Here is a 20,356-nt window from a genome sequence, read left to right as displayed (position 1 = left end):
GAATTTTTGGAAAGTTTAAGCCTTAAAGCATAGTAAAAGCGCCAGACTGTCGCGGCAGTTTGGCGCTTTTATTCGCTTCGCTTATCTGCTTTGCTTTACTCGCTTATCTTTATCTAGCCGTCTTATCTTTTTAACGAAAGATGGTGACGAGCTTGATAACTACTTCAAAAGATTGAAATATTATTCTAATTAATCTGCTCTGGAAATATTAAATCATTTGGAGGCAGGCTCCTCCCCCAAAGAACCTGCCTCCTAAGTGCATCGTCCCCGCCAACGGTGGTCGATGCATTGTCCTATACTTTAATCTAGCTTAACTCTAACGCAATTTTTAGTATAAATGCAATAGGATTACACAACCGAAAACTTATTTGACGTCGATTGTTGAGTAGGAAACAGTATAGCGTTTTTACAACTCAAGCCCACAAGCGCGAAGGAAAAGTGCACTGACTTCTTTTTCTATGCGCTCGAGATCAAGAGGGTCATTGGGACCAAGTTTCATCATGCTGCGGACCTGCGCTTCAAAGTCGGCATAATGTTGGGTCACCGCCCAAATATGCATCTGAAACAGCAATGGATCAACCGGTTTGATCCGGCCTTCATCCACCCATGTCTGTATGAGTTTTACCGCATTATCAGTTGCTGAAACATGCTTCGCCCAGTGGCGGCTTAAAAATGGCGCACCATTAGCAATTTCAGTGGTGAAAAGACGTGAAGCCTTCGGATTTTTTTGGCTATATTCAAGTTTGCGACGAATATAATGCCGGATTACGCTAGCCGGATCATTTTCAACGGAAGCGCCTAAGAAAATATCTTCCCATTCATAGAGTATGAGCAGGAGTATATCTTCATAGAGCTGTTCTTTGCTGGTGATATAATAATGCAATTGCGGTTTGGTGAGGCCCGCGCGTTGCGCAATGCTCTGTGTGGATGCACCCGCAAGACCTTTTTCAGCAAATTCGTCAATTGCTGCCGCACGGATGGAATCCATAATACGGCGGCGACGCTCGAGAACCTTATCCCGAGCGCCAATTTCGTTATTTTTCATGCCGTTTGACATTATGGTTTGCTACCGATCTCTCCTTTATTGAGAGAGTTTCGCCTTGATGTCGAGACCGACGCCTTTATTAACAAAAGCGTCCGTGGCAACCTTGTTCATGTCCAGATCGTCACCACTGATAATGTCAGCTTTACGGGCCAATTCGTAGAATTGTTTGACGCGTTCCATATCAATCGCGCCAATGCCCTTTTCAAGCGTCTGGCCGCTGTCGATAACTTCAAGCTCTTTCAATCGTGCAAGTTCGGCATCAAGCGTTTTGGCCGTCATATCGGCATTATCCTTGAGGATCAGCTCATAGGCCTTGCTGCGGTCACCGTAAAGAAAATTGTTCCAGCCTTCGATCGAGGCATCAACGAAACGCTGAACCAGATCGGGATTGTTTTCAACCAATTCGGTCCGAGTTTCGATCGTGTTGGAATAGCCATTATAGCCTTGGTCTGCGAGAAGGAATGTGGTGACTTTGGCACCTTCCTTTTCGGCATAAAGCGGCTCAGCAGTTGCATAGGCCTGCTGGGCAACTTTTCTATCACTCAAGAATTGCGCGAGGCTGTAGCCATATGGGCGTAACTGCTCATCTTTAAAGCCGAATTCTTTTACCATCCATGGCCAGAAAGAGAACTGACCGTCTTTGGAAATCAGGATCGTTTCCGCATTGGTGAGGTCTTGGAAATCCTTATACTCACCTTCATGGGCCATAATTGCTTGCGGGTCCTTCTGATAGAAGGCTGCAATGACAGTGGTTGGCACATTGTTTGTCACATTGTTGAAAGAGAGCAAAAGATTGCCGGTTAAAAGAAAATCAAGCCGTCCAGCTGCGAGCATGGGGCGGTTATTTACCTGAGGCCCACCCATTTCAATGGTCACATCGAGACCATATTTTTCATAGGTTCCATCAGCGACAGCCTGATAAAAACCGCCATGACCAGCCTGCGCCAGCCAATTGGTGCCCAGCGTTACCTTATCCAACGCATAGGCGATTTGTGCCGAAAAGCCGAGTGACAAAGCTGCAAGAGCGATTGCAAGTGTCTTTTTCATCTTTCGTTCCCCTGGGTTTAATTAGTTAAAGCCATATCGGCGGTCCAGCCGCGGGTTTTGCCCGGGTTAAGAAGACCATATGGATCGGCAAGTTTTTTGAATTCAATCTGAGCGCTATCGATTTCCTTCATCCCGCCATCTTCGATAGTATAGGCGTGAGGGTCATAAATATCGCAGCCATCGACTTGTTCGAGTTCTTCAATCAAGCGATACATGGCATCTCGGCCCTGAAAGCGCACAAGCGGAAGGCCAAAAATTTGCAATTCACCTTCAAGGCGGGCCATTTCGTGATGCATATATTGGGTGTCGCCATAGCGCTCGATTTGACGCATCACAAGGGCGGGGTCGAACGGGCGAGGATAGGCCACTTGAAGATAAGTCCAACCTTCTTCGGCTTTTAGCGCTTGAAGTGTTGTGTGGTTCCAACCGCATTCATATGCGGGTTGCAGACCTTCTTTTTGCAGCTCTTCAAGGGTCATAGAGAAAGATATTTTGCCGGAAAATTCAGCAGCAAGCGCTGCAAAGCGCTCCCGTTCTTCAGGCGCAATCATAGCGAAAACTGCATCTTTATCGGATGGGAATAGATCGCCAAACTTGGTGTAAAAGCGTGCAAAACGCCGATCAACTGTCGTTAGCAAATAGCAATCTAGCTTTTCTTCGAGCGCGTTAAGGCAGAATTTTAGCGTTGCCTCATAACTATCGAATAATGCAGCAGTATGTATCCAGTCCGTTGCTTTGGTAAGACCGAGTTCAAGCTCAAGAATGATACCATTGGTTCCATAAGCGTGCTGAACTTTATGAATATCACGGCCGGTCAATTCGATGATTTTGGGTTCCGGTTCCACCGTAAGAACTTTTACCGAAAACACATTGCCATCATCGCGCAGCATTCCGTGTCGAAGTGAGCCAATGCCTCCCGAACCGCCCGAGAAAAACCCGCCAATTGTGGCGATGCGGCGGGTCGATGGATACATCATCAATTCCTGACCGGTTTCACGCGCCGCATCATCAAGGCGGGAAATGCGTGCACCACCTTCCACACGAACTTTGCCAGGCTCTATGGAAATGATGCGATCCAGCTTGGTCATATCAAGGATAATGCCGCCTTCAAGCGGAACGCATTGGCCATAATTTCCTGTGCCGCCCCCGCGCACAGTGATGGGGATGCGCAGTTTTGCCGCTGCAGCGGCGATCCGTTTTACTTCTTCCTGATCTTTGGGAATGACGACAAGATCCCCAACATAATGGCCGATATCTTCGGTCAGAATGGGGCTGTACCAGAAGTAATCACGCGAGCGTAATTCCACCTGCTTGGGGTCATCATAAACCCGAATGCCGTCAATCTCGGCGCGGAAGGCGGTCCAGTCATAAATGCGTGGAGGAACGACAGGGTTCATGGGTTAACTCCCGTTATGGTCGCCCGAAGGCAGTCCCTTACGCCAGATAATGCGTCGGGCCTGCGGACGGCTGATTAGGTCGGTTAGGTTTTCGGCATCATGCCAGATAAAATCAGCAGCGGCGCCAGGCTGCGGCATGTGTATTCGTTTTGTTTTTAGAAGGCGGGCGGGAATGGTCGTGATGCTATCAAGCCATTCATTGGGCTCCAGATGGCAAGCAGGTGCTGCAAGGCGCAGAATCCCCAAAGGATCATAGTCGCCATAAGGGTAAAATGCATCGCCTACATTATCAGAGGCAATCATAACCTCCATACCAGCACGGCGTGCTTCTTTAAGCGGCGCAACACCGCGCAAATTTGGTGATTTTCCGCCCAGTCGATCCTGAAGATAAAGATTTGTTGTCGGGAGTGAAACCAATGCCACGCCAGCCTCAGCGGCATTATTTAAAATGCGATGCAATTCATCCGCTTCACGCAGCGACAAGGAACAGGCATGACCGCATAGAACGCGCCCATTCATTTTGAATTTTTTAGTGGCGGCAACGATCAGCGAAAAACCATCTGCTTCAATATCCAGCCCTTCATCAACATGAAAATCCAGATCAAGATCATGTTCGACCGCAAGGCGGAACATTTTTTCAATCTTGGCGCAAAGATCCGCATTGCGGTAGAAAAATGCACCAAGAACACCGCCATCTTGCGCAACGCGGCTGGCAATAGAATTGCCTGCATCAAGCACAATATCGCCATGGATGAGCGCTGCAAGTTGCAGATCGATCCGGTCTTTCCACTCTTTTCGCAAATCCACCATCACTGGCCAGGCAGTGGGAATGCCGGGTTCTGTCCAGTCCACATGGGTGCGAATTGCGACAACCCCTTGAGCAAATGCGGCTTCTAAGCCACGGGTGGCGCGGGCGCGAATATCATCGGCACTCCAATGCTCACGATCCGTGCTCATCAGATCAATAGCATCAAACAGGCATTCGACCTTGGCCGGGCCTTTGGCCGCGATCCGTGGAAATGTATAGGTTTTATCGAGATGCACATGAATATCAGCGAACAAAGGCGTGATAATGCCGCCACCTCTCGCATTGCTAGGTGTGAGTGCAGAAATCCGCTCTCCTTCAAGGGAAATATCGTAGCTGCCTTCAAGTCCGGCTATTGCAACAGCTTTCAGCATCTTATTGATCACGACGTATTTCGCTTTCATGCCAATGGCCTAGAACGATGCGCGAAAGCCAGCTCGTTGCCAAGAAAATAGCAATTCCCAAGAGCGAAACGAGTATCAGCGCGGCGAACATGCGGGGAATTTCATTGCGGAAGCTCGATTCCAGAATGCGCGAAGCTAGGCCTGTATTCTGCCCAGCGCTGCCGGCCACGAATTCTGCAACAACTGCACCGATCAATGATAGGCCGCCAGCGATTTTGAGCGCTGCCATAAAATAGGGCAGGGCACTGGGCGCAAGCAGATATCGCAGACGCTGCCATGGGGTTGCGCCATAAAGTTTGAACAAATCACGCAGATTATGGTCTGCACTGCGTAGCCCTATCACCGTATTGGAAAGAATTGGAAAGAAAGCGACAATCCAGGCGCAGATAAGCAAAGCCGTGAAAGTATCGCGCACATAGATCAAAATAAGTGGGGCAATGGCAATGATAGGCGTGACTTGCAAAATGACGGCAAACGGAAAAAAGGCCATTTCCAAAGGACGCGAAAGGGCAAAGACCATTCCAAGCGCAACACCGCCAATAATCGCACAAAGCAGGGAAATCAGAGTCAGCTTAACAGTGAAACCCATCGAGGTCATAAGGGATGGACCGTCTTTGATCAGGGTTTCAGCAATCAGCGACGGGGCCGGGATCAGATAGTGCGGCACTTCATAATAGATGACCAGCCCTTCCCACAGCGCCAGTACAATCCCAATAGCCAGTAGCGGCATGATTATACGCAGGCGGCGTTCGCGTCGGGCAAGACGATCTTGCTGAGAATTGAGGGTAGGCAGCTCATTGTGAATATCAGTCATTGTTCTGCCCTCAATGATCTATGTCTTCGGAAGAGAGTGTAGCCGACAAAGCGTCGGAGACTTTTGCGCAATAATTGGCATAGGCTTCAGTGGTGCGGTAATTTTCAGCGCGGGGATAGTTGCCGATAATGGGAATATCCGCCACAACTCGCCCGGGGCGCGCTGCCATCACGATAACGCGATTGGAAAGATAGACGGATTCATAAACGCTATGCGTAACGAAAACGACCGTTAGCCCATGCTCTTCCCATAGGCGCAGCACATCATTGTTCAGCTTAAAACGCGTCATTTCGTCAAGCGCTGCAAAGGGTTCATCCATCAGCAGCAGACTTGGTTTTGTCACCAAGGCGCGGGCGATAGAAACGCGCATCTTCATTCCACCGGAAAGCTCACGCGGGTATGAATTGGCAAAACGGGTCAAACCTACCTGCGCCAATACTTCTTCCACCCGCGGACGTGCATCTTTGCGCGAAATTCCCGATAGCCGAAGCGGAAGATAGACATTGTCAAAAACGCTTGCCCACGGCATCAAGGTCGGTTCTTGAAACACAAAACCAATTTCTTGGGCATTCATGGTCCCCTTGCCTGGGGCATGACCATTAACTTCTATGCTGCCAGCTGAGACAGATTCAAGCCCGGCGATCATGCGCAGCGCTGTGCTTTTTCCGCAGCCGGAAGGCCCGAGAAAGCTAACAAACTGACCTTGTTCGATTTTGAGTGACATATCGCTGACCGCGATCACCCCGGTGCCATATTGTTTATAGACACTATTAATTTCGATCAGTGAGGATGGATGCAAATTAGGGGCCACGCTCATCTTCCTTACCAAGCGGGATTGTTTTCGAGCCAGGATAGGGGAGCCCGCTCAATTTCAGCTAGCGCTTCCACCAGACGATCTGCACAAAAGTCGATGGTTCGACGACCCTTTTCGGCTGTCGCTATTGATGCATTTCCCGCAGCGCCATGCGGATTAATGTCATGCATTTGCCAGGCAGGCTTTGCACCGCCGCCCAAGGAAAGATGTTTGTAATCTTTTTCAAAAACTTCTGTGAGCGTTTTGAAGTCCTGAGCTTTTGACATGTCGACAAGGTCAGGATGCATTTCAAGCATTACCGATGTTTCCATATCGCCTGCATGAATGCCATGTTTTAGCTCATGATCGGTGTAGACACCCTCGGGCAATCCCAGCCCAAACCAGTTAAGGCTAAACACTTGCATATTGTGATTTGCGCGCAGCTCGCGGGCTACAATATCCATTATGGTGATCTGGCCGCCATGACTGTTAAACAGTACCATTTTGCGCACACCGCTGGCTGCCACGCAGGCGCCAATCTCGCACCACATGCGAATGAGCGTTTCAGCAGAAAATGTTAAAGTGCCGGGATAGCGATTATGTTCATTGCTTTTGCCAATGGCCTGGCTGGGCAAAAATAACACATTGCTTGATTCGGGTAGGCGAGCCGCAACTTCTTTCACCATACCATCAATGACCGCTGCATCGACTGCAAGAGGTAGGTGGGGACCATGCTGTTCAATCGCGCCAACTGGCAGCACTGCCACGATTTTATCGCGTTCCAGCCGCGAAAATGCTTCGCTGGTGTATTCTGACCAATATCTTTTCAAGATTGCGCTCCGGGGGCCTACTGCTTTAATAAGCGCTAATCTTACTAACCAATCTGACCGATCGGTCAAACTAAATGTTTAAAAATTAAAAGTTGCGTGCAATTAAGGTGTGAATCCGTGGCGAAATGGACACGGACGGCATTCGCAGCTAGTCGGCGCAACTTCCGGAGGTCCTATGGACGACAGATGCATTATCATAGGCGCGGGCCATGCAGGTTCGCAGGCTGCAATCAGCTTGAGACAAGAGGGATATGCAGGTGAGATTGTATTAATCAATGATGAGCCTGATCTTCCTTATCATAAGCCTCCGCTTTCTAAATCCTATCTCAAAGCTCCGGAAACTGGTGGTCTGGTTCTGCGTCCCGAGGCCAGCTACAGGGACAATAATATTGAATTGCTGTTGGAATGCCGGGTTTCTGCCGTTTCAATCCAAGATAAAACTGTCACTCTCCAAGATGGCCACAGTCTGAGATGGTCTCAGTTGATCTTTGCCACCGGCGCGCGAGCACGTATTCCAGATATTCCCGGTGTGGATCTTAATGGCGTCTATACGTTGCGTCGCATGCAGGATGCTCGCCGCATTGCCGAAATCATGCCGCGTGTTAAGGATGTTGTTATAATCGGCGGCGGCTTTATTGGCCTTGAAATGGCGCATAGTGCGGTTGGTCTGGGTAAAAATACGGTCCTGATTGAAGCCGCGCCGCGGGTGCTTGGCCGCTCAGTGGCGACACATATTTCTTGGCATGTGGAAAATCGCAGCCGGGCCTCAAATATTGCAGTTCTTACCGGAATGGGCGTTGCCGCCATAGAAGGGGAGCACGGCGTTGTCGCAGCGGTTAGAGCCGCCGATGGCTCAATCCATAAGGCTGATATGGTTGTGATTGGGACCGGTGCAGTGCCCAATGTAGAGCTTGCGCAAGACGCGGGGTTGATGATCGACAATGGCATTGTTGTTGATGATCATTTGCGAACAAATGCTGACAATGTCTACGCCATTGGCGATTGTGTCAGCTATGAGCATTTTCAAGCAAGACGGCGGGTGAGGTTGGAATCGGTTCAAAATGCGACCGATCAAGCCAAGCATGTGGCGCGTATCATTGTCGGTCGTGCGGCACCTTTCCGTGAAATCGCTTGGTTCTGGTCGGATCAGGGCGATATGAAACTCCAGACAGCTGGCCTGTCATTTGATGCAGACCGGCATATTCTTGCTGGCAAACCAGAGGAAAATTCCTTCTCGGTGTTTCATTTTATCGGTGATCGCCTGATCGCGGTTGATTCAATCAATCGCCCGGCGGATCACATGATTGCGCGTAGGCTTCTTGCCGCAGGAATCAGCCCGACAGAAGATGATATTGCAGCCGGGACTGCGCGACTGAAAGAATTGTTGATAAGCGCTTCAAAAAAGTGAGGCTATGATGGTTTTAAAACATCTTCTGCCACAAGACATGGCGGCTCCTTTTGCCGCTTATAGTCATGGCGTAAAGATCAAAGCTGGAGCGGACGTAATCTTTTGCTCTGGGCAATTGGGAATTGCGCCCGACGCGTCTGTGCCTGAAGATGCAGGCGCGCAGGCGGAACTCTGTTTTGATAATATCCGACGCATCTTGCGTGATGGCGGGATGGAATTATCGGATGTCGTGCGCATTAATGCCTATGTAACCGACCGCAGTTACATGCGTCCCTATATGGATGTGCGGGATCGATTGTTTCCGCAGCCTGCACCCGCTTCGACTTTGATGATCGTATCGGGTTTTACGCGTGAGGAATTTAAAGTCGAGATAGAAGTGGTGGCAGCGCGTTAATAGTCTGCAAAGATAAAACCCCCATCGCGGGAGGGGCAATGGGGGTCTATCGGTAAGACCGGATTGGGAGGACGGGGGTCCGGTCTTTAATCACCAGGATATGGGAGGAGGACCCTGGCGAAACTGAAATTATTGAAGATCACATAGAACACGTGAGGCGGGTGGGTTACAGAGTGATCTTGATAGCGGGCCACATAGCGTGCCATGTGGCCAGCGAAATTAGCGGGATGCAGCCTTGCGAGCGACGAAAGGAATTTCCGAAGGCATAATGCCCAGGTCATTCAGTTCACGCGGGCTCAAACGGCTCAGTTCGTTTACAGTGTTGCGGTAACGGCGCCAATTATTATATGAGCGGATAAGGTTCATTTCTCTCACCAGAAATTTAATCTCTTGTTGCATACAGCATATAGGTCCGGCCAACGCTGAATTGGAGGCCTATTAATGCATAGCTGCCTTGCGCTAACGCCTGTTAATTGCACGGCTTTTGCTCAAATCTGCCATCATGCCATCACAATTGACTGATCAATTGGGGGAACCCGCTTTTTCTATCTCAACGTCTATTCTGTTTGAGAGATTGAATCGCGCATTTTGCGGTCAGCAAAATCTTTTTGCTGACGCTCTTTATGCATAATCCCTACTATTTGTCGCAAAGCCCTGGTGGTTTATCGGCTTATTCCAACAATTAGACATGACACTTAAGCCCGATTGGGTTAAAGAGTTAATTGTCGGGCGTGGAATAGTCGTTATTTTACGCCGCCGTTCTGCGGGAGAGAGCTGGTTTATATCAGCCACCGAAGGGGAAATCGCCCGAAATCTCTCAGGTAAATGGAACCGCAGGCAGGCAAGACAACTCTGGAAAGTCGGGGGAAACCCTGCGCCGAAGGTGTAAGTGTGGCTTTATAAGCTGTCCGGCAGTTGTGACTGTCAGCGACTCATTATTACAGCCATGCGAGTCTCTCAGGCTTAAGACAGAGGGGCACGAAGCAGCCGCATCCCGCGGAAGGCATACGTGCGACTCTGGAGTTGTTATGGGCGATACCCAAGAACTTAAAACCCTGCCTTTGCAGGATTTTCATGAAGCTGCCAAAGCCCGCTTCGGGGCTTTTGCTGGCTGGAATATGCCAATCACCTATCCGCTTGGTGTGATGAAGGAGCATCTTCACACGCGTGAGCATGTTGGCCTATTCGACATTTCCCATATGAAACTGATTGAGATTTCGGGCCCTGATGCCATCACCCTGCTGGCGCAGCTTTGCCCGCTTGATCCGAGTGTCCTCAAAAACGGCCAATCGAAATATACTTTTTTTCTAAGCGATTCTGGTGGAATTCTGGACGATATTATCGTCACACGCTTAGGCGATGATCGTTTTATAATTGTGGCCAATGCCGGGAATGTGGATGCCGATATTGAGCATTTAAATGAAGCGGTCTCTGGCAAGACGGTTAAGATTGAACCGCTTGAAAGAGTGTTTTTGGCCATTCAAGGGCCCGAGGCGCAAGAGGTTGTCTCCAATCTGGATCTACCTGCGGATGAGCTTTCCTTCATGACTGGGGTCGAGCCGAAAGAAGGCTGGTTCATGACCCGCTCGGGCTATACGGGTGAAGATGGGTTTGAAATCGGTCTTCCTATTGAGGAAGGGCGTGAACTGGTTGAAAAGCTGCTGGCTGATGAGCGAGTGGCGTGGATTGGACTTGCAGCGCGCGATAGTCTGCGCCTTGAAGCTGGCCTTTGTTTACATGGGCAAGATATTACCCCCGAAACTGATCCGGTTTCAGCCGGGCTTAGTTGGGTTATTTCAAAGCCGGTTCGCGAAAAAGCAGAATTTAAGGGTGCTCAAGCCGTTTTGGCCGCCATCGCAAATGGCACTTTGGCCAAGCGTGTGGGGCTTAAACCGGAAGGACGCCAGCCTGTTCGCGCTGGCGCCGAGCTGATTGATGAAAACGGGCACCAGATTGGCACTGTAACGTCCGGCGGCTTTGGTCCAACCGCTGGTTGCCCGGTCGCTATGGGCTATGTCGAGAAATCGCTCGCCAGCCCGGGCACACGCATTTTTGCAGAGATACGCGGCAATAAAGTGCCGGTAGATGTCGTTACACTTCCATTTATACCCCATCGCTATCGCAAAGGATGATTTCCATGGCCCATATTCTGTTCACTGAAGATCACGAATGGATCAATAATGAAAATGGCGTTGCCACTGTTGGCATCACCGTCCACGCTCAGGAACAACTTGGCGATCTCGTATTTGTCGAATTACCTGAAGTCGGTCGCACCGTGTCGAAAGGCGAAGCGGTTGTCGTTGTTGAATCCGTAAAAGCAGCATCCGACGTTTATGCACCGATTGATGGTGAGATTGTTGAAGTCAATGATGCGGTAGCCAGTGACCCGTCGCTGATCAATCAGGCTGCTGAAGGCGAAGGCTGGCTGTTTAAGCTCAAGTTGAGCGATGAAGGTCAACTATCCGGCCTATTGGACAAAGCCGGTTACGACGCATTGGTAGGATAGTTAAATGACGAAATATTCACCTTTTGTTTCTCGACATATCGGACCAAGAGCAGAAGATGAGCGCGCCATGTTGGCAGCGCTCGGCATTCCATCCATGGAAACACTCATCACCCAGGCGGTGCCAGCTTCAATCCGTCTTGACCGGGCGCTTGAGCTGCCAGCACCGCTGACAGAAGCCGATGCTCTTGCAGAACTCAGCGCCATTATGGCGCGCAACGTGGTGAAAAAGAGTTTCATCGGCGCTGGCTATCATGGTGTGCACACACCTCCAGTTATCCAGCGAAATTTATTTGAAAACCCCGCCTGGTATACGGCCTATACGCCCTATCAATCTGAGATCAGTCAAGGGCGTCTGGAAATGCTTTTTCATTTCCAAACGCTTGTTACAGAATTGACCGGATTGCCGGTGGCATGTGCATCTCTGCTTGATGAAGCAACCGCTGTGGCTGAGGCTATCGGTGTGGCCTGTCGCCATCACCGCGATAAGCGCAATCGCATTCTCCTTGCGGGCGAATTGCATCCGCAGACGATTGATGTGGTAAATACCCGTGCGGAACCGCTTGAATGGGAAATCGCCTATGGTAGCGAAGTCGATGACAACACTGCGGCAATTATAGTTCCCTGGCCCGATACACGCGGCATTTATGGTGATTTTACCGCTGTTATTGCCGATGCAAAGGCAAAGGGCGCTTTGGTGATCGCGGTTGCGGATCCGCTGGCGCTGACCATCACCGAGGCTCCAGCACACTGGGGCGCGGATATGGCAGTTGGCTCAATGCAGCGTTATGGCGTTCCGATGGGATTTGGTGGCCCGCATGCAGCCTATCTGGCAGTGTCTGACCAACTCACCCGCATCATTCCCGGTCGTATTGTGGGGCGCTCAACCGACGCTCATGGCCGCGAAGCCTATCGTTTGGCGCTCCAAACACGCGAGCAGCATATTCGTCGTGACAAGGCTACATCCAATATTTGCACGGCACAGGCGCTGCTTGCCAATATGGCGGCGGCCTATGCAATCTGGCACGGACCTTCTGGCTTGCAGGAAATTGCAAAACGCATTTCCAGACTTGCTGCACGACTTGCATCAGCGCTAAAAGATGCTGGCATTGAGATTGCTGGTGAGAGCCTGTTTGACACTGTTACTGCCAAAGTGCCGGGCAAAGCGGCAACTTTGGCGGCTGAGGCAGAAAAAACCGGACGCCTTATCCGTATTCTGGATGCAGATACGGTCGGCATTGCTTTTGACGAGACTTCGACCGCAGCAGACTTGATTGAGCTTGCGGGCCTGTTTGGTGCAAAAGTGGCAGAAACAGCTGAGCTTTTGGTGCCGGGTCAGGGTGAAGCGCGCGGCGAAGGTTTTCTTACTCAGGAAGCATTCCATTCCCACCGGTCGGAAACTGAAATGATGCGTTTTCTGCGTCGTCTGGCCGATAAGGATCTGGCGCTTGATCGTGCGATGATCCCGCTTGGCTCCTGCACGATGAAGCTTAACGCCGCCGCTGAAATGATGCCGGTGAGCTGGAACACGGTCGCCAATTTGCATCCTTTTGCGCCGGAACAGCATAGTGCCGGCTATCGTCAGATGACTGCGGAACTGGAAGCATGGCTTTGTGAAATAACCGGGTTTGCCGGTGTTTCGCTGCAGCCAAATGCTGGCAGTCAGGGCGAATATGCGGGCCTTTTGGCTATTCGTCATTATCACCGCTCACGCGGGGAAGGGCATCGCAATATCTGCCTTATTCCGTCTTCGGCACATGGCACCAATCCCGCCAGTGCATCAATGGCGGGTATGAGCGTTGTGGTGGTCAATTGTCGTCCAGATGGCGATATTGATCTGGATGATCTCAAAGCTAAGGCAGAAAAACATCGCGACAATCTAGCCGCGCTGATGATCACCTATCCTTCGACCTATGGTGTGTTTGAGGAAAATATTCGGGCGTTTTGTGAAATCGTTCATGAAAATGGCGGTCAGGTCTATTTCGACGGCGCAAATCTCAATGCGCTGGTCGGATTGGCGCGTCCGGCCGATATGGGCGCTGATGTTTGCCATATGAACCTTCACAAAACCTTTTGTATTCCACATGGTGGCGGTGGACCGGGTGTAGGTCCAATTGGGGTGGCAGAGCATCTCAAGCCCTATCTGCCGGGTCACGTGGAAATCGGCTCAAAACATGCGGTTTCGGCTGCACCTTTTGGCAGCGCCTCGATTTTGGTCATCACATGGATGTATATTCGTATGATGGGCGGTGCAGGGCTGAGAAAGGCAACCGAAAACGCCATTCTGAGCGCCAACTACATCGCCCACCGTCTGCAAAACGCGTATCCGGTGCTTTACACTGGCGCGCATGACCGCGTGGCCCATGAGTGTATTGTGGATACGCGGGTTCTTAAAGACAAAGCAGGTATAAGTGTTGAGGATGTTGCCAAGCGTCTGATCGATTATGGTTTCCATGCGCCGACCATGTCTTGGCCGGTTGCGGGTACTCTGATGATCGAGCCTACCGAATCGGAGCCTAAGGCCGAGATTGATCGGTTTTGCGATGCGATGATTGCCATTGCGGACGAAGCCAAAAAAGTAGCGGATGGTGTTTGGCCAGCTGATGATAATCCGCTGATCAATGCGCCACACACCGCAGTGGATACGTTGGCAAGTGAATGGGAGCATCCTTACACTCGCGAGGAAGCAGTATTTCCCGGCGGTCATTGCGACCCGACAGCAAAATATTGGCCACCGGTGAGCCGTGTGGACAATGTCGGCGGCGACCGCAATCTTGTCTGCTCTTGTCCGCCTGTCGCTTCATATGGCTGAGCTTGAGCGCAATAAATCGAGAAAAGCGCCGCGATTTCGCGGCGTTTTTTAATGCAAGATTTGAATATTTTCATGCCAATTCGAGCCTCGGTTGATCATTGATTTTCTGATCGTGCAGATGTTCAGGCAAGTCGCGAATATGGATGCTAGTTGGGAAGCCTGCGTTAAGGTAGCAGACGAAAAACATTCACCATCTCTTTGAGAATTAGGAAGATTTAGGCAAAAAAGAGCCGGACTAAAAGTCCGGCTAAGTTATGAAGGTGCCCTTAGGCAAACCTCCAGAGGGGAACACTTACCGCACGTAATGGGAGGAGACGCCGCAGTAAGTACCTATCATATGGAACAGTTGACGCCGGAGTTCAAGCCCTAAACAGAAAATCTTTTCAAATTTCGGTAATTCCTGAAAATTCAAAAGATTCTGTTCCATTTTGGCGCAAATTCGGCGCAAAAATAGCCGAATTTGACGAACAATTATTGGTTAGCGGGATTGGGCCTGTTGATTTCTTCTTTTCGCTGATTCCATCCAGCGTCACATTCTCAGTTTGAGCGAGCATATGCGCGCTGCTCATCTATCTTCTGTGATTCCCGGCTCAAAACCTTCCGCAGTCTGCCGAATGGCGTCTGCCAACACTTCTGCATTTTGCGCACCCATAAGCGCATATTTGTGATCAACAATAAAACACGGGACGCCGCGCACACCCATGCGATTGGCGGTATCAATTTCCTCCCGTATTGTATCGGCGTCTATGTCTGATTGTAAAAGCCGCGCAATGACTGGACCTTCCATTCCTGCCCGAGTTGCGGCGTCCACAAGCACGTCTTCTTTGCCGATATCCAGTCCCTGCTCGAAATAAAAAGAGAAAAGTTCGCCTACGACCTTATCTTGAGCGTCGGGAGCGGCCTGCGCGGCCCAATAGATCACCCGATGCGCATTCAATGTATTGGGCGAGCGGGAAATGGCATCGAAGTCAAAATAAATATCATTTTCTTCACCCATCTGCGTGAGTTGTTTGTGAATTTCATCAATTTTGGATCCGGTACCAAATTTTTCGCGCAGATAGGATTGTCGATCTTTTCCTTGCGGTGGCAGGGTTGGATCAAGCATGAAAGGACGCCATTGCACACGCGCGTCGATGTCCGGCAACATAGAAAGGGCTTGCTGCAACCGCTTGCGACCGACAAAACACCAAGGACAGACAACGTCCGAAATGACGTCAATCGTGATTGTTTTATTTGTCATGAATTAGCTCCGCTGGGCTGCGCACGTAGCTTGCCTTTGTGGGAATAGCTACGCTCTATTTTGATCTTAATGTGAAATGTAGAGAGAGTAATATGAAGGCAACCCTAGCCGCCTTGATACCACCAGGTGGGAAGCTGATATCCGTAAAGAGGTGTCTTGTCTGGATGCGCTATTCGATCCCAATGTGCTACCCATTGATGCGGCAAGTGATAGAGCGGGATATAATAATCTGCTGAAATCAGAACGCGGTCGAGCGCACGCACGGCGCTAACAAATTCGTCGCGCTCTTTTGCGTCAAGCATCGCATCAATCATTGCATCGACAACGGGTTCAGAAACACCTGCGTAATTAAAGCTTCCCTGAGCGTCGCGTGATGCCGCGCCCCAGCGATTCCACTGCTCATTTCCAGGGGAAAGGGACGCGCTCAACGATCCCAGAATCATATCATAATCAAAGGTTTGAAGACGTTGCTGATATTGTGCATCATCTGCGGTGCGCACGCTCACATCGATGCCTAATCGAGCCAGATTGCGGGTGTAAAATAGCGCAATTTTCTCTTCTTCCGCAGATCGGGTCATGATTTCAAATTGAAACGGGGCACCGCTTGAATCATATGCTTTTCCGTTCTTAAACGAAAATCCCGCTTCCGAAAGCAGTTCATAAGCGCTGCGGGCTGGGGTTCGGTCGTGCCCGCTGCCATCTGTTTTTGCAGGACGCCAAGTGCCATCCATCACATCTTTTCGGACGCTACCTGGAAACTTTGCCAATAATTCGCGCTCGCGTTCATCGGCGGGCTTGCCGACTGCGGAAAGTTCAGCTCCTTGCCAAAAGCTTTCAGTGCGCTGATAACTATCTGCGAAGAGGCTGCGATTGGCCCATTCAAAATCAAACAATAGGCTGAGAGCCTGCCTTACCCGTTGGTCGGCAAATTGAGCGCGCCGCGTATTAAATACGAAGCCGAACATGTTGGCCGGCGTTCCTTTAGTGAAATCTTCCTTGATGACCTTACCTTGTTGCACCGCCGGAAAATTATAAGATTTTTGCCAGCGCGTCGGATTGCCTTCAATAAAGACATCAAGCAGCCCCTTTTTAAAGGATTCAAAAAGAGCGGTTTCATTACGGAAATATTCGACAGTCAGACTATCGAAATTGTCAAACCCCCGACGAATGGGAAGATCCTTTCCCCAATAATCAGGGTTGCGCCGATAAACGATCCTTTCTCCCGGCTGGACCCTGTCAACAAGATAAGGCCCGCTACCTACCGGCGGAGTAAGAGTTGAATTTCCAAAACTTGCGCGGTCAATTGCGTGTTTTGGTAACACCGGCATTGAACCCGCAAGCAAGAGAGGAAACTCGCGATCGGCTAGATCATTAAATATAAATCGAACCGAGTGCTCACCCGTTTTCTCAATGCGGTCTATGCGGCTCATGCGGCTGCTATAGGGAGGCCTGCCTTTTTCGGTCAAAATGTCATAGGTAAAAATAACGTCCTCAACGGTTACTGGCTGGCCGTCAGACCATTTCGCATGAGGATTGAGAGTAAATTCGATCCAAGTACGGTCGGGATCAATCGCAACATTTTCGGCCAATAGACCGTAAAGTGTGAAAGGCTCGTCGCGCGAGCGAAACATCAAAGTTTCATAGACCAAATTGCCTAAATCGCCATCGCTAAATAAACCGCGTGCAGTGGTGCGCATGCTTTTAAGCACAAAGGGATTAAGACTATCAAAAGTGCCCACAACGCCGATTGTCAGAGACCCGCCTTTAGGTGCGTTGGGATTAGCATAAGGAAGATGGGGGAAATCTGCGGATAGGGCGACATCGCCATGCATGGATAGTGCATGGGTGGATAATGCATCCGTCGGTGTCGCGAGACTGCGTTGATTTTGTGCAAAGCTGGCGTTTTGCATGAAACCTAAATTCAAGGCCACGCATGCCGCAAAAATTATCCGACGTTTAACGGCGTTCAATCTGAACAAAATTCTCGATCCCCGCTCTAATCCCAATAGTGAGATTATGGATGACTATGGAAATGCGATTCGTGTTTAAATCATAGTGGTTCAACATATGTGAGGATAAACAACATGGCAAAGAGGCCATAATAAAGTTTTTAGGCAAGAAATTTGATGGATTCACCAAGAGTGATCAATTCGGCATCTGGATTCGTAAGCTCAGTCGTTGTAACACGGCGGTTATAGAGATGGAAATTCCGGGAAGTCATGCTGTCGCCGTATTTTTTTATCACTGACGGTTGATCGCGGATACATCCACAGATCGGGAATAAAAGATCAAAGCGTTGAAAGGAACCTGTTGATCATGTCCAGCACGAAGACAATTGCTGCCGCATCTGCATTTGCTGGCGCGGTCGCCTTGCTTGCCTCCGCGACGATGCCAGCATCGGCGCAGCAGCCACCGCAAGGTTGGTTCAAGGTTTGCTCAAAGCAGGAAGATAATGACATCTGCAACACGCAGAATATCATCACTGCTGATTCTGGCCAGCTCTTGACCGCGGTCAATCTCATTGAGATCAAAGGAAAGATTAACCGCAAAATCTTTCAGGTGACTGTACCAATCGGCCGGCTTATTTCGCCAGGTGTCGGGCTTCAGATCGACAGCAACAAGCCAACGAAGCTTGATTATGGCATTTGCTTCCCTGATCGTTGTATCGCTGAAGCGCCATTGACGGACGAGCTTGTAAACGCGCTCAAAAAGGGCGGCAAGCTGATGCTGACATCGGTCAATTATCAGAATACACAAAACCCCATTCCGGTGTCGCTGACGGGCTTTACTCAGGCGCTTGAAGGTCCTGGCCTGAAGCAATCTGAGCTTGAAGAGCGACAGAAAGAACTTCAGGAAGCGGTACAAAAGCGCCAGAAGGAATTTGAGGAAAAAATGAAAGCCGAACAGGAAAAAGCCAAAACTGGCAATTGATCCCCGTTCGACTATTTCAAGAGGGCGCGTTGAGCGCCCTTTTTTCTGCCCTGTTTGTTGCCTGTTTTGCAGATTATGAAGTTTGATGTAAACTGTTAATTTGCGTGGGCTCTTACGCGATAAGTCCCATCATCTTGCAATTCAAAAAAGCCTTCAATATCCGGATGCCTCAGCGGTTCTCCGCTTGAGTCGGCAACAAGATTTTGTTCCGAAACATAGGCGACATATTCCGATTCAGAGTTTTCAGCCAGCAAATGGTAAAATGGCTGGTCGCGGCGCGGGCGGCTATCTTCGGGAATCGATTGATACCATTCCTCGGTATTTGCAAACTCCGCGTCGACATCAAATATAATTCCTCTGAATGGAAACAAGCGGTGTTTTACCACCTGACCAATCTGGAATTTAGCGTGTTTTATCTGTGCCATGCTCATACTGCATATGTAGCTCACAACGCAGCAAAATAAAGGCTGGTCTGGGCTGATTTAATTCGGTGCGCTTCAGCCTCTGTTTAGGCGATCTCTGCGTTGTGTGAAGGACGGAAGAGACGGCAATAAGGATGTAAATCCGCTGCCGGGACGCAAACCTTCTCGCATAAAGAATGCCCGTAATGGAGCAAAGGATCGAAGCATTTCAAGGCCCAGCCCACGCATAATTTGCGCAGGCAGCATTGGCGAGAGAAGCGAGCGGTTGAGTGCATCAACCGAACCAGTGCGCGCCAGAATATCGGGACGCCGACTCCGGTCATAGGCTTTAATCACACGATTTGAGCCGGGATCTTGCTTGTCTTGCATAATTGCATCAAGCAGCGTTTCGACATCTCGGGTTCCTAAATTGAGACCTTGTGCGCCGATTGGCGGAAACACATGCGCCGCCTCACCAATCAATATAGTGCGCTTGGCTGCAAATGCATGCGGAACAAGCCCTGTTAAGGGCCAGGCCTGCGGCAGGGTTTCAATCGTCAGCTTACCCAGCATAGACTGCATCTTGGTTTCGATCGCAGTAGCTAATTGCTCGCCATCAAGAGCCAGCAAATCATCCACACGGCTCGGATTTACAACCCAGACAAGGCTAGAGCGCTTGCCTTTGAGTGGCACCTGGGTGAACGGTCCCTCTTCGGTGTGAAATTCGGTTGAAATATTCTGGTGATCCAGCGTGTGCTTAAAGGAAAGGACCACCGCCGTCTGTGGGTAGCTCCAGCGCCGTGTACGAATTCCCGCCGCTTCGCGAGCGGGCGAATTGCGTCCGTCAGCAGCAACCACAAGACGAGTATGAAGAGTTTCCCCATTCGATAGCGTCGCGGTGACATGATCGCTATTGTGTCTATATTCGATAGCCGGCAGCAGAATACGCGAGATATTCGGGTTATTGGCGACGGCGTCCACCAATTTTTGATTGAGTGTGGCATTGGGTATATTGTAGCCAAACGCGAATTCGTCGATCTCACTTGCGTGAAAAGTTACCGTCGGGCTTCTGATCAAGCGCTCTGTCCCGTCGATAATCCGCATAGACCTGAGCGGTGCCGTGTGTGGCTCAATAGCGCTCCAAACATCGAGTTTTTGGAGAAAACGAATAGCAGGCATCATGAGGGCCGTAGTTCGACGGTCACTGAGGTCTGTTTCTGGCCCAAGCAAGACGATGTTATAGCCTTTGGCAGCTAGCGCAAGGGCTGCCATCATGCCAGCGGGGCCACTGCCGCTGACCGTAATATCGATCAGAGTTTTATCGATCACAACCTCGTTCATCCCTAATATCCTTGGCCGGAATATGCCTCTATGCGATTCTCAACTGTTTTTTGTCATTTAAGCGCAAAGTGGTTGAAAAGACCAATGTCGGGACCTTAGGCCGTGTGGACGGATTTGGCCAAGATGAAGCCTGCGACGAGCGCGACGAAGGAAGCAAAGTTTCGCTTTGTCTTCTCGCAGCGTAGGGCGAT

19 protein-coding genes and 1 riboswitch are annotated in these 20,356 nt (G+C 50.2%); of the genes, 7 read left to right on the top strand and 12 right to left on the bottom strand.

Annotated elements, in window-relative coordinates; translation table 11 throughout:
* Positions 1–406 precede the first annotated feature (406 nt).
* The 7 genes from C7374_RS14090 to C7374_RS14060 are packed head-to-tail and all read right to left on the bottom strand — an operon-like array spanning position 407 to position 7,135.
* Complete coding sequence (locus C7374_RS14090) at positions 407–1,045, bottom strand: TetR family transcriptional regulator C-terminal domain-containing protein (RefSeq protein ID WP_245412682.1); 639 nt, start codon at positions 1,043–1,045, stop codon at positions 407–409.
* 36 nt (positions 1,046–1,081) lie between these two features.
* A complete protein-coding gene (locus C7374_RS14085; protein WP_111576261.1) occupies positions 1,082–2,092 on the bottom strand; it encodes an ABC transporter substrate-binding protein in 1,011 nt (336 codons plus the stop codon).
* Positions 2,093–2,109: 17 nt separating this feature from the next.
* The gene (locus C7374_RS14080) at positions 2,110–3,489 is read right to left on the bottom strand and encodes an FAD-binding oxidoreductase (protein ID WP_111576260.1); all 1,380 of its coding nucleotides are present in this window, start codon (positions 3,487–3,489) and stop codon (positions 2,110–2,112) included.
* 3 nt (positions 3,490–3,492) lie between these two features.
* Positions 3,493–4,698, bottom strand: coding sequence for an amidohydrolase family protein (locus tag C7374_RS14075; RefSeq protein ID WP_245412681.1), 1,206 nt, complete (start codon positions 4,696–4,698; stop codon positions 3,493–3,495).
* A complete protein-coding gene (locus tag C7374_RS14070) occupies positions 4,670–5,512 on the bottom strand; it encodes an ABC transporter permease (protein ID WP_210205144.1) in 843 nt (280 codons plus the stop codon). Before C7374_RS14070 ends, C7374_RS14075 begins: the two co-directional genes overlap by 29 nt.
* 10 nt (positions 5,513–5,522) lie before the next feature.
* A complete protein-coding gene (locus C7374_RS14065) occupies positions 5,523–6,329 on the bottom strand; it encodes an ABC transporter ATP-binding protein (RefSeq protein ID WP_111576258.1) in 807 nt (268 codons plus the stop codon).
* Between the two features lie 5 nt (positions 6,330–6,334).
* The gene (locus C7374_RS14060) at positions 6,335–7,135 is read right to left on the bottom strand and encodes a creatininase family protein (RefSeq protein WP_111576257.1); all 801 of its coding nucleotides are present in this window, start codon (positions 7,133–7,135) and stop codon (positions 6,335–6,337) included.
* Positions 7,136–7,310: 175 nt separating this feature from the next.
* Between C7374_RS14060 and C7374_RS14055 the strand changes: the two genes are divergently transcribed.
* Both C7374_RS14055 and C7374_RS14050 read left to right on the top strand, forming a co-directional pair.
* Complete coding sequence (locus C7374_RS14055) at positions 7,311–8,543, top strand: NAD(P)/FAD-dependent oxidoreductase (protein WP_111576256.1); 1,233 nt, start codon at positions 7,311–7,313, stop codon at positions 8,541–8,543.
* Between the two features lie 4 nt (positions 8,544–8,547).
* Positions 8,548–8,937 carry a RidA family protein gene (locus C7374_RS14050; RefSeq protein WP_111576255.1) on the top strand — a complete coding sequence of 130 codons (390 nt, stop codon included), beginning with the start codon at positions 8,548–8,550 and terminating at the stop codon, positions 8,935–8,937.
* Between the two features lie 219 nt (positions 8,938–9,156).
* On the opposite strand, the gene C7374_RS14045 is transcribed toward C7374_RS14050, so the two are convergent.
* Entirely contained in the window at positions 9,157–9,303 is a 147-nt protein-coding gene (locus tag C7374_RS14045; protein ID WP_111576254.1) for a DUF1127 domain-containing protein, read from the bottom strand.
* Positions 9,304–9,691: 388 nt separating this feature from the next.
* Positions 9,692–9,781: riboswitch (glycine riboswitch) on the top strand.
* A gap of 184 nt (positions 9,782–9,965) precedes the next feature.
* On the opposite strand from C7374_RS14045, the gene gcvT reads away from it, so the two are divergent.
* The 3 genes from gcvT to gcvP are packed head-to-tail and all read left to right on the top strand — an operon-like array spanning position 9,966 to position 14,252.
* The gene (gene gcvT, locus C7374_RS14040) at positions 9,966–11,069 is read left to right on the top strand and encodes a glycine cleavage system aminomethyltransferase GcvT (RefSeq protein ID WP_111576253.1); all 1,104 of its coding nucleotides are present in this window, start codon (positions 9,966–9,968) and stop codon (positions 11,067–11,069) included.
* A 5-nt stretch (positions 11,070–11,074) separates the two neighbouring features.
* Positions 11,075–11,443, top strand: coding sequence for a glycine cleavage system protein GcvH (gcvH, locus tag C7374_RS14035; protein ID WP_111576252.1), 369 nt, complete (start codon positions 11,075–11,077; stop codon positions 11,441–11,443).
* A 4-nt stretch (positions 11,444–11,447) separates the two neighbouring features.
* Complete coding sequence (gcvP, locus tag C7374_RS14030; RefSeq protein ID WP_111576251.1) at positions 11,448–14,252, top strand: aminomethyl-transferring glycine dehydrogenase; 2,805 nt, start codon at positions 11,448–11,450, stop codon at positions 14,250–14,252.
* Positions 14,253–14,817: 565 nt separating this feature from the next.
* Here the strand turns inward: gcvP and C7374_RS14020 are convergent.
* Together C7374_RS14020 and C7374_RS14015 are read right to left on the bottom strand one after the other, a co-directional pair.
* Positions 14,818–15,492 (bottom strand): DsbA family oxidoreductase, encoded by a 675-nt coding sequence (locus C7374_RS14020; protein WP_111576249.1) that lies wholly within the window; start codon positions 15,490–15,492, stop codon positions 14,818–14,820.
* Positions 15,493–15,596: 104 nt separating this feature from the next.
* Positions 15,597–17,324, bottom strand: a complete 1,728-nt coding sequence (locus tag C7374_RS14015; RefSeq protein WP_342634731.1) for an extracellular solute-binding protein — start codon at positions 17,322–17,324, stop codon at positions 15,597–15,599.
* Between the two features lie 76 nt (positions 17,325–17,400).
* Between C7374_RS14015 and C7374_RS16290 the strand changes: the two genes are divergently transcribed.
* Positions 17,401–17,541 (top strand): hypothetical protein, encoded by a 141-nt coding sequence (locus tag C7374_RS16290; protein ID WP_210205143.1) that lies wholly within the window; start codon positions 17,401–17,403, stop codon positions 17,539–17,541.
* Between the two features lie 267 nt (positions 17,542–17,808).
* Positions 17,809–18,423, top strand: coding sequence for an invasion associated locus B family protein (locus C7374_RS14010; protein WP_111576247.1), 615 nt, complete (start codon positions 17,809–17,811; stop codon positions 18,421–18,423).
* Between the two features lie 95 nt (positions 18,424–18,518).
* Here the strand turns inward: C7374_RS14010 and hspQ are convergent, their stop codons facing one another.
* Positions 18,519–18,854, bottom strand: coding sequence for a heat shock protein HspQ (hspQ, locus tag C7374_RS14005; RefSeq protein ID WP_111576246.1), 336 nt, complete (start codon positions 18,852–18,854; stop codon positions 18,519–18,521).
* Positions 18,855–18,920: 66 nt separating this feature from the next.
* Positions 18,921–20,165, bottom strand: a complete 1,245-nt coding sequence (locus C7374_RS14000; RefSeq protein WP_111576245.1) for a UbiH/UbiF family hydroxylase — start codon at positions 20,163–20,165, stop codon at positions 18,921–18,923.
* Positions 20,166–20,356: the final 191 nt, after the last annotated feature.

It is taken from the genome of Falsochrobactrum ovis (assembly GCF_003259955.1).
Taxonomy (GTDB): domain Bacteria; phylum Pseudomonadota; class Alphaproteobacteria; order Rhizobiales; family Rhizobiaceae; genus Brucella; species Brucella ovis_A.
Note: the sequence above shows the minus strand (reverse complement) of the source record. Positions and strands in the feature narration are given on the sequence as shown.

Coding starts and splice junctions, on each gene's coding strand:
- C7374_RS14045 (WP_111576254.1), bottom strand. CDS start 9,303: ATGAACCTTATCCGCTCATATAATAATTGGCGCCGTTACCGCAACACT.
- gcvH (WP_111576252.1), top strand. CDS start 11,075: ATGGCCCATATTCTGTTCACTGAAGATCACGAATGGATCAATAATGAA.
- C7374_RS14075 (WP_245412681.1), bottom strand. CDS start 4,698: ATGAAAGCGAAATACGTCGTGATCAATAAGATGCTGAAAGCTGTTGCA.
- C7374_RS14020 (WP_111576249.1), bottom strand. CDS start 15,492: ATGACAAATAAAACAATCACGATTGACGTCATTTCGGACGTTGTCTGT.
- C7374_RS14085 (WP_111576261.1), bottom strand. CDS start 2,092: ATGAAAAAGACACTTGCAATCGCTCTTGCAGCTTTGTCACTCGGCTTT.
- gcvT (WP_111576253.1), top strand. CDS start 9,966: ATGGGCGATACCCAAGAACTTAAAACCCTGCCTTTGCAGGATTTTCAT.
- C7374_RS14065 (WP_111576258.1), bottom strand. CDS start 6,329: ATGAGCGTGGCCCCTAATTTGCATCCATCCTCACTGATCGAAATTAAT.
- C7374_RS14000 (WP_111576245.1), bottom strand. CDS start 20,165: ATGAACGAGGTTGTGATCGATAAAACTCTGATCGATATTACGGTCAGC.
- hspQ (WP_111576246.1), bottom strand. CDS start 18,854: ATGAGCATGGCACAGATAAAACACGCTAAATTCCAGATTGGTCAGGTG.
- C7374_RS14080 (WP_111576260.1), bottom strand. CDS start 3,489: ATGAACCCTGTCGTTCCTCCACGCATTTATGACTGGACCGCCTTCCGC.
- C7374_RS14010 (WP_111576247.1), top strand. CDS start 17,809: ATGTCCAGCACGAAGACAATTGCTGCCGCATCTGCATTTGCTGGCGCG.
- gcvP (WP_111576251.1), top strand. CDS start 11,448: ATGACGAAATATTCACCTTTTGTTTCTCGACATATCGGACCAAGAGCA.
- C7374_RS16290 (WP_210205143.1), top strand. CDS start 17,401: ATGAAACCTAAATTCAAGGCCACGCATGCCGCAAAAATTATCCGACGT.
- C7374_RS14070 (WP_210205144.1), bottom strand. CDS start 5,512: ATGACTGATATTCACAATGAGCTGCCTACCCTCAATTCTCAGCAAGAT.
- C7374_RS14055 (WP_111576256.1), top strand. CDS start 7,311: ATGGACGACAGATGCATTATCATAGGCGCGGGCCATGCAGGTTCGCAG.
- C7374_RS14050 (WP_111576255.1), top strand. CDS start 8,548: ATGATGGTTTTAAAACATCTTCTGCCACAAGACATGGCGGCTCCTTTT.
- C7374_RS14090 (WP_245412682.1), bottom strand. CDS start 1,045: ATGAAAAATAACGAAATTGGCGCTCGGGATAAGGTTCTCGAGCGTCGC.
- C7374_RS14015 (WP_342634731.1), bottom strand. CDS start 17,324: ATGCATGGCGATGTCGCCCTATCCGCAGATTTCCCCCATCTTCCTTAT.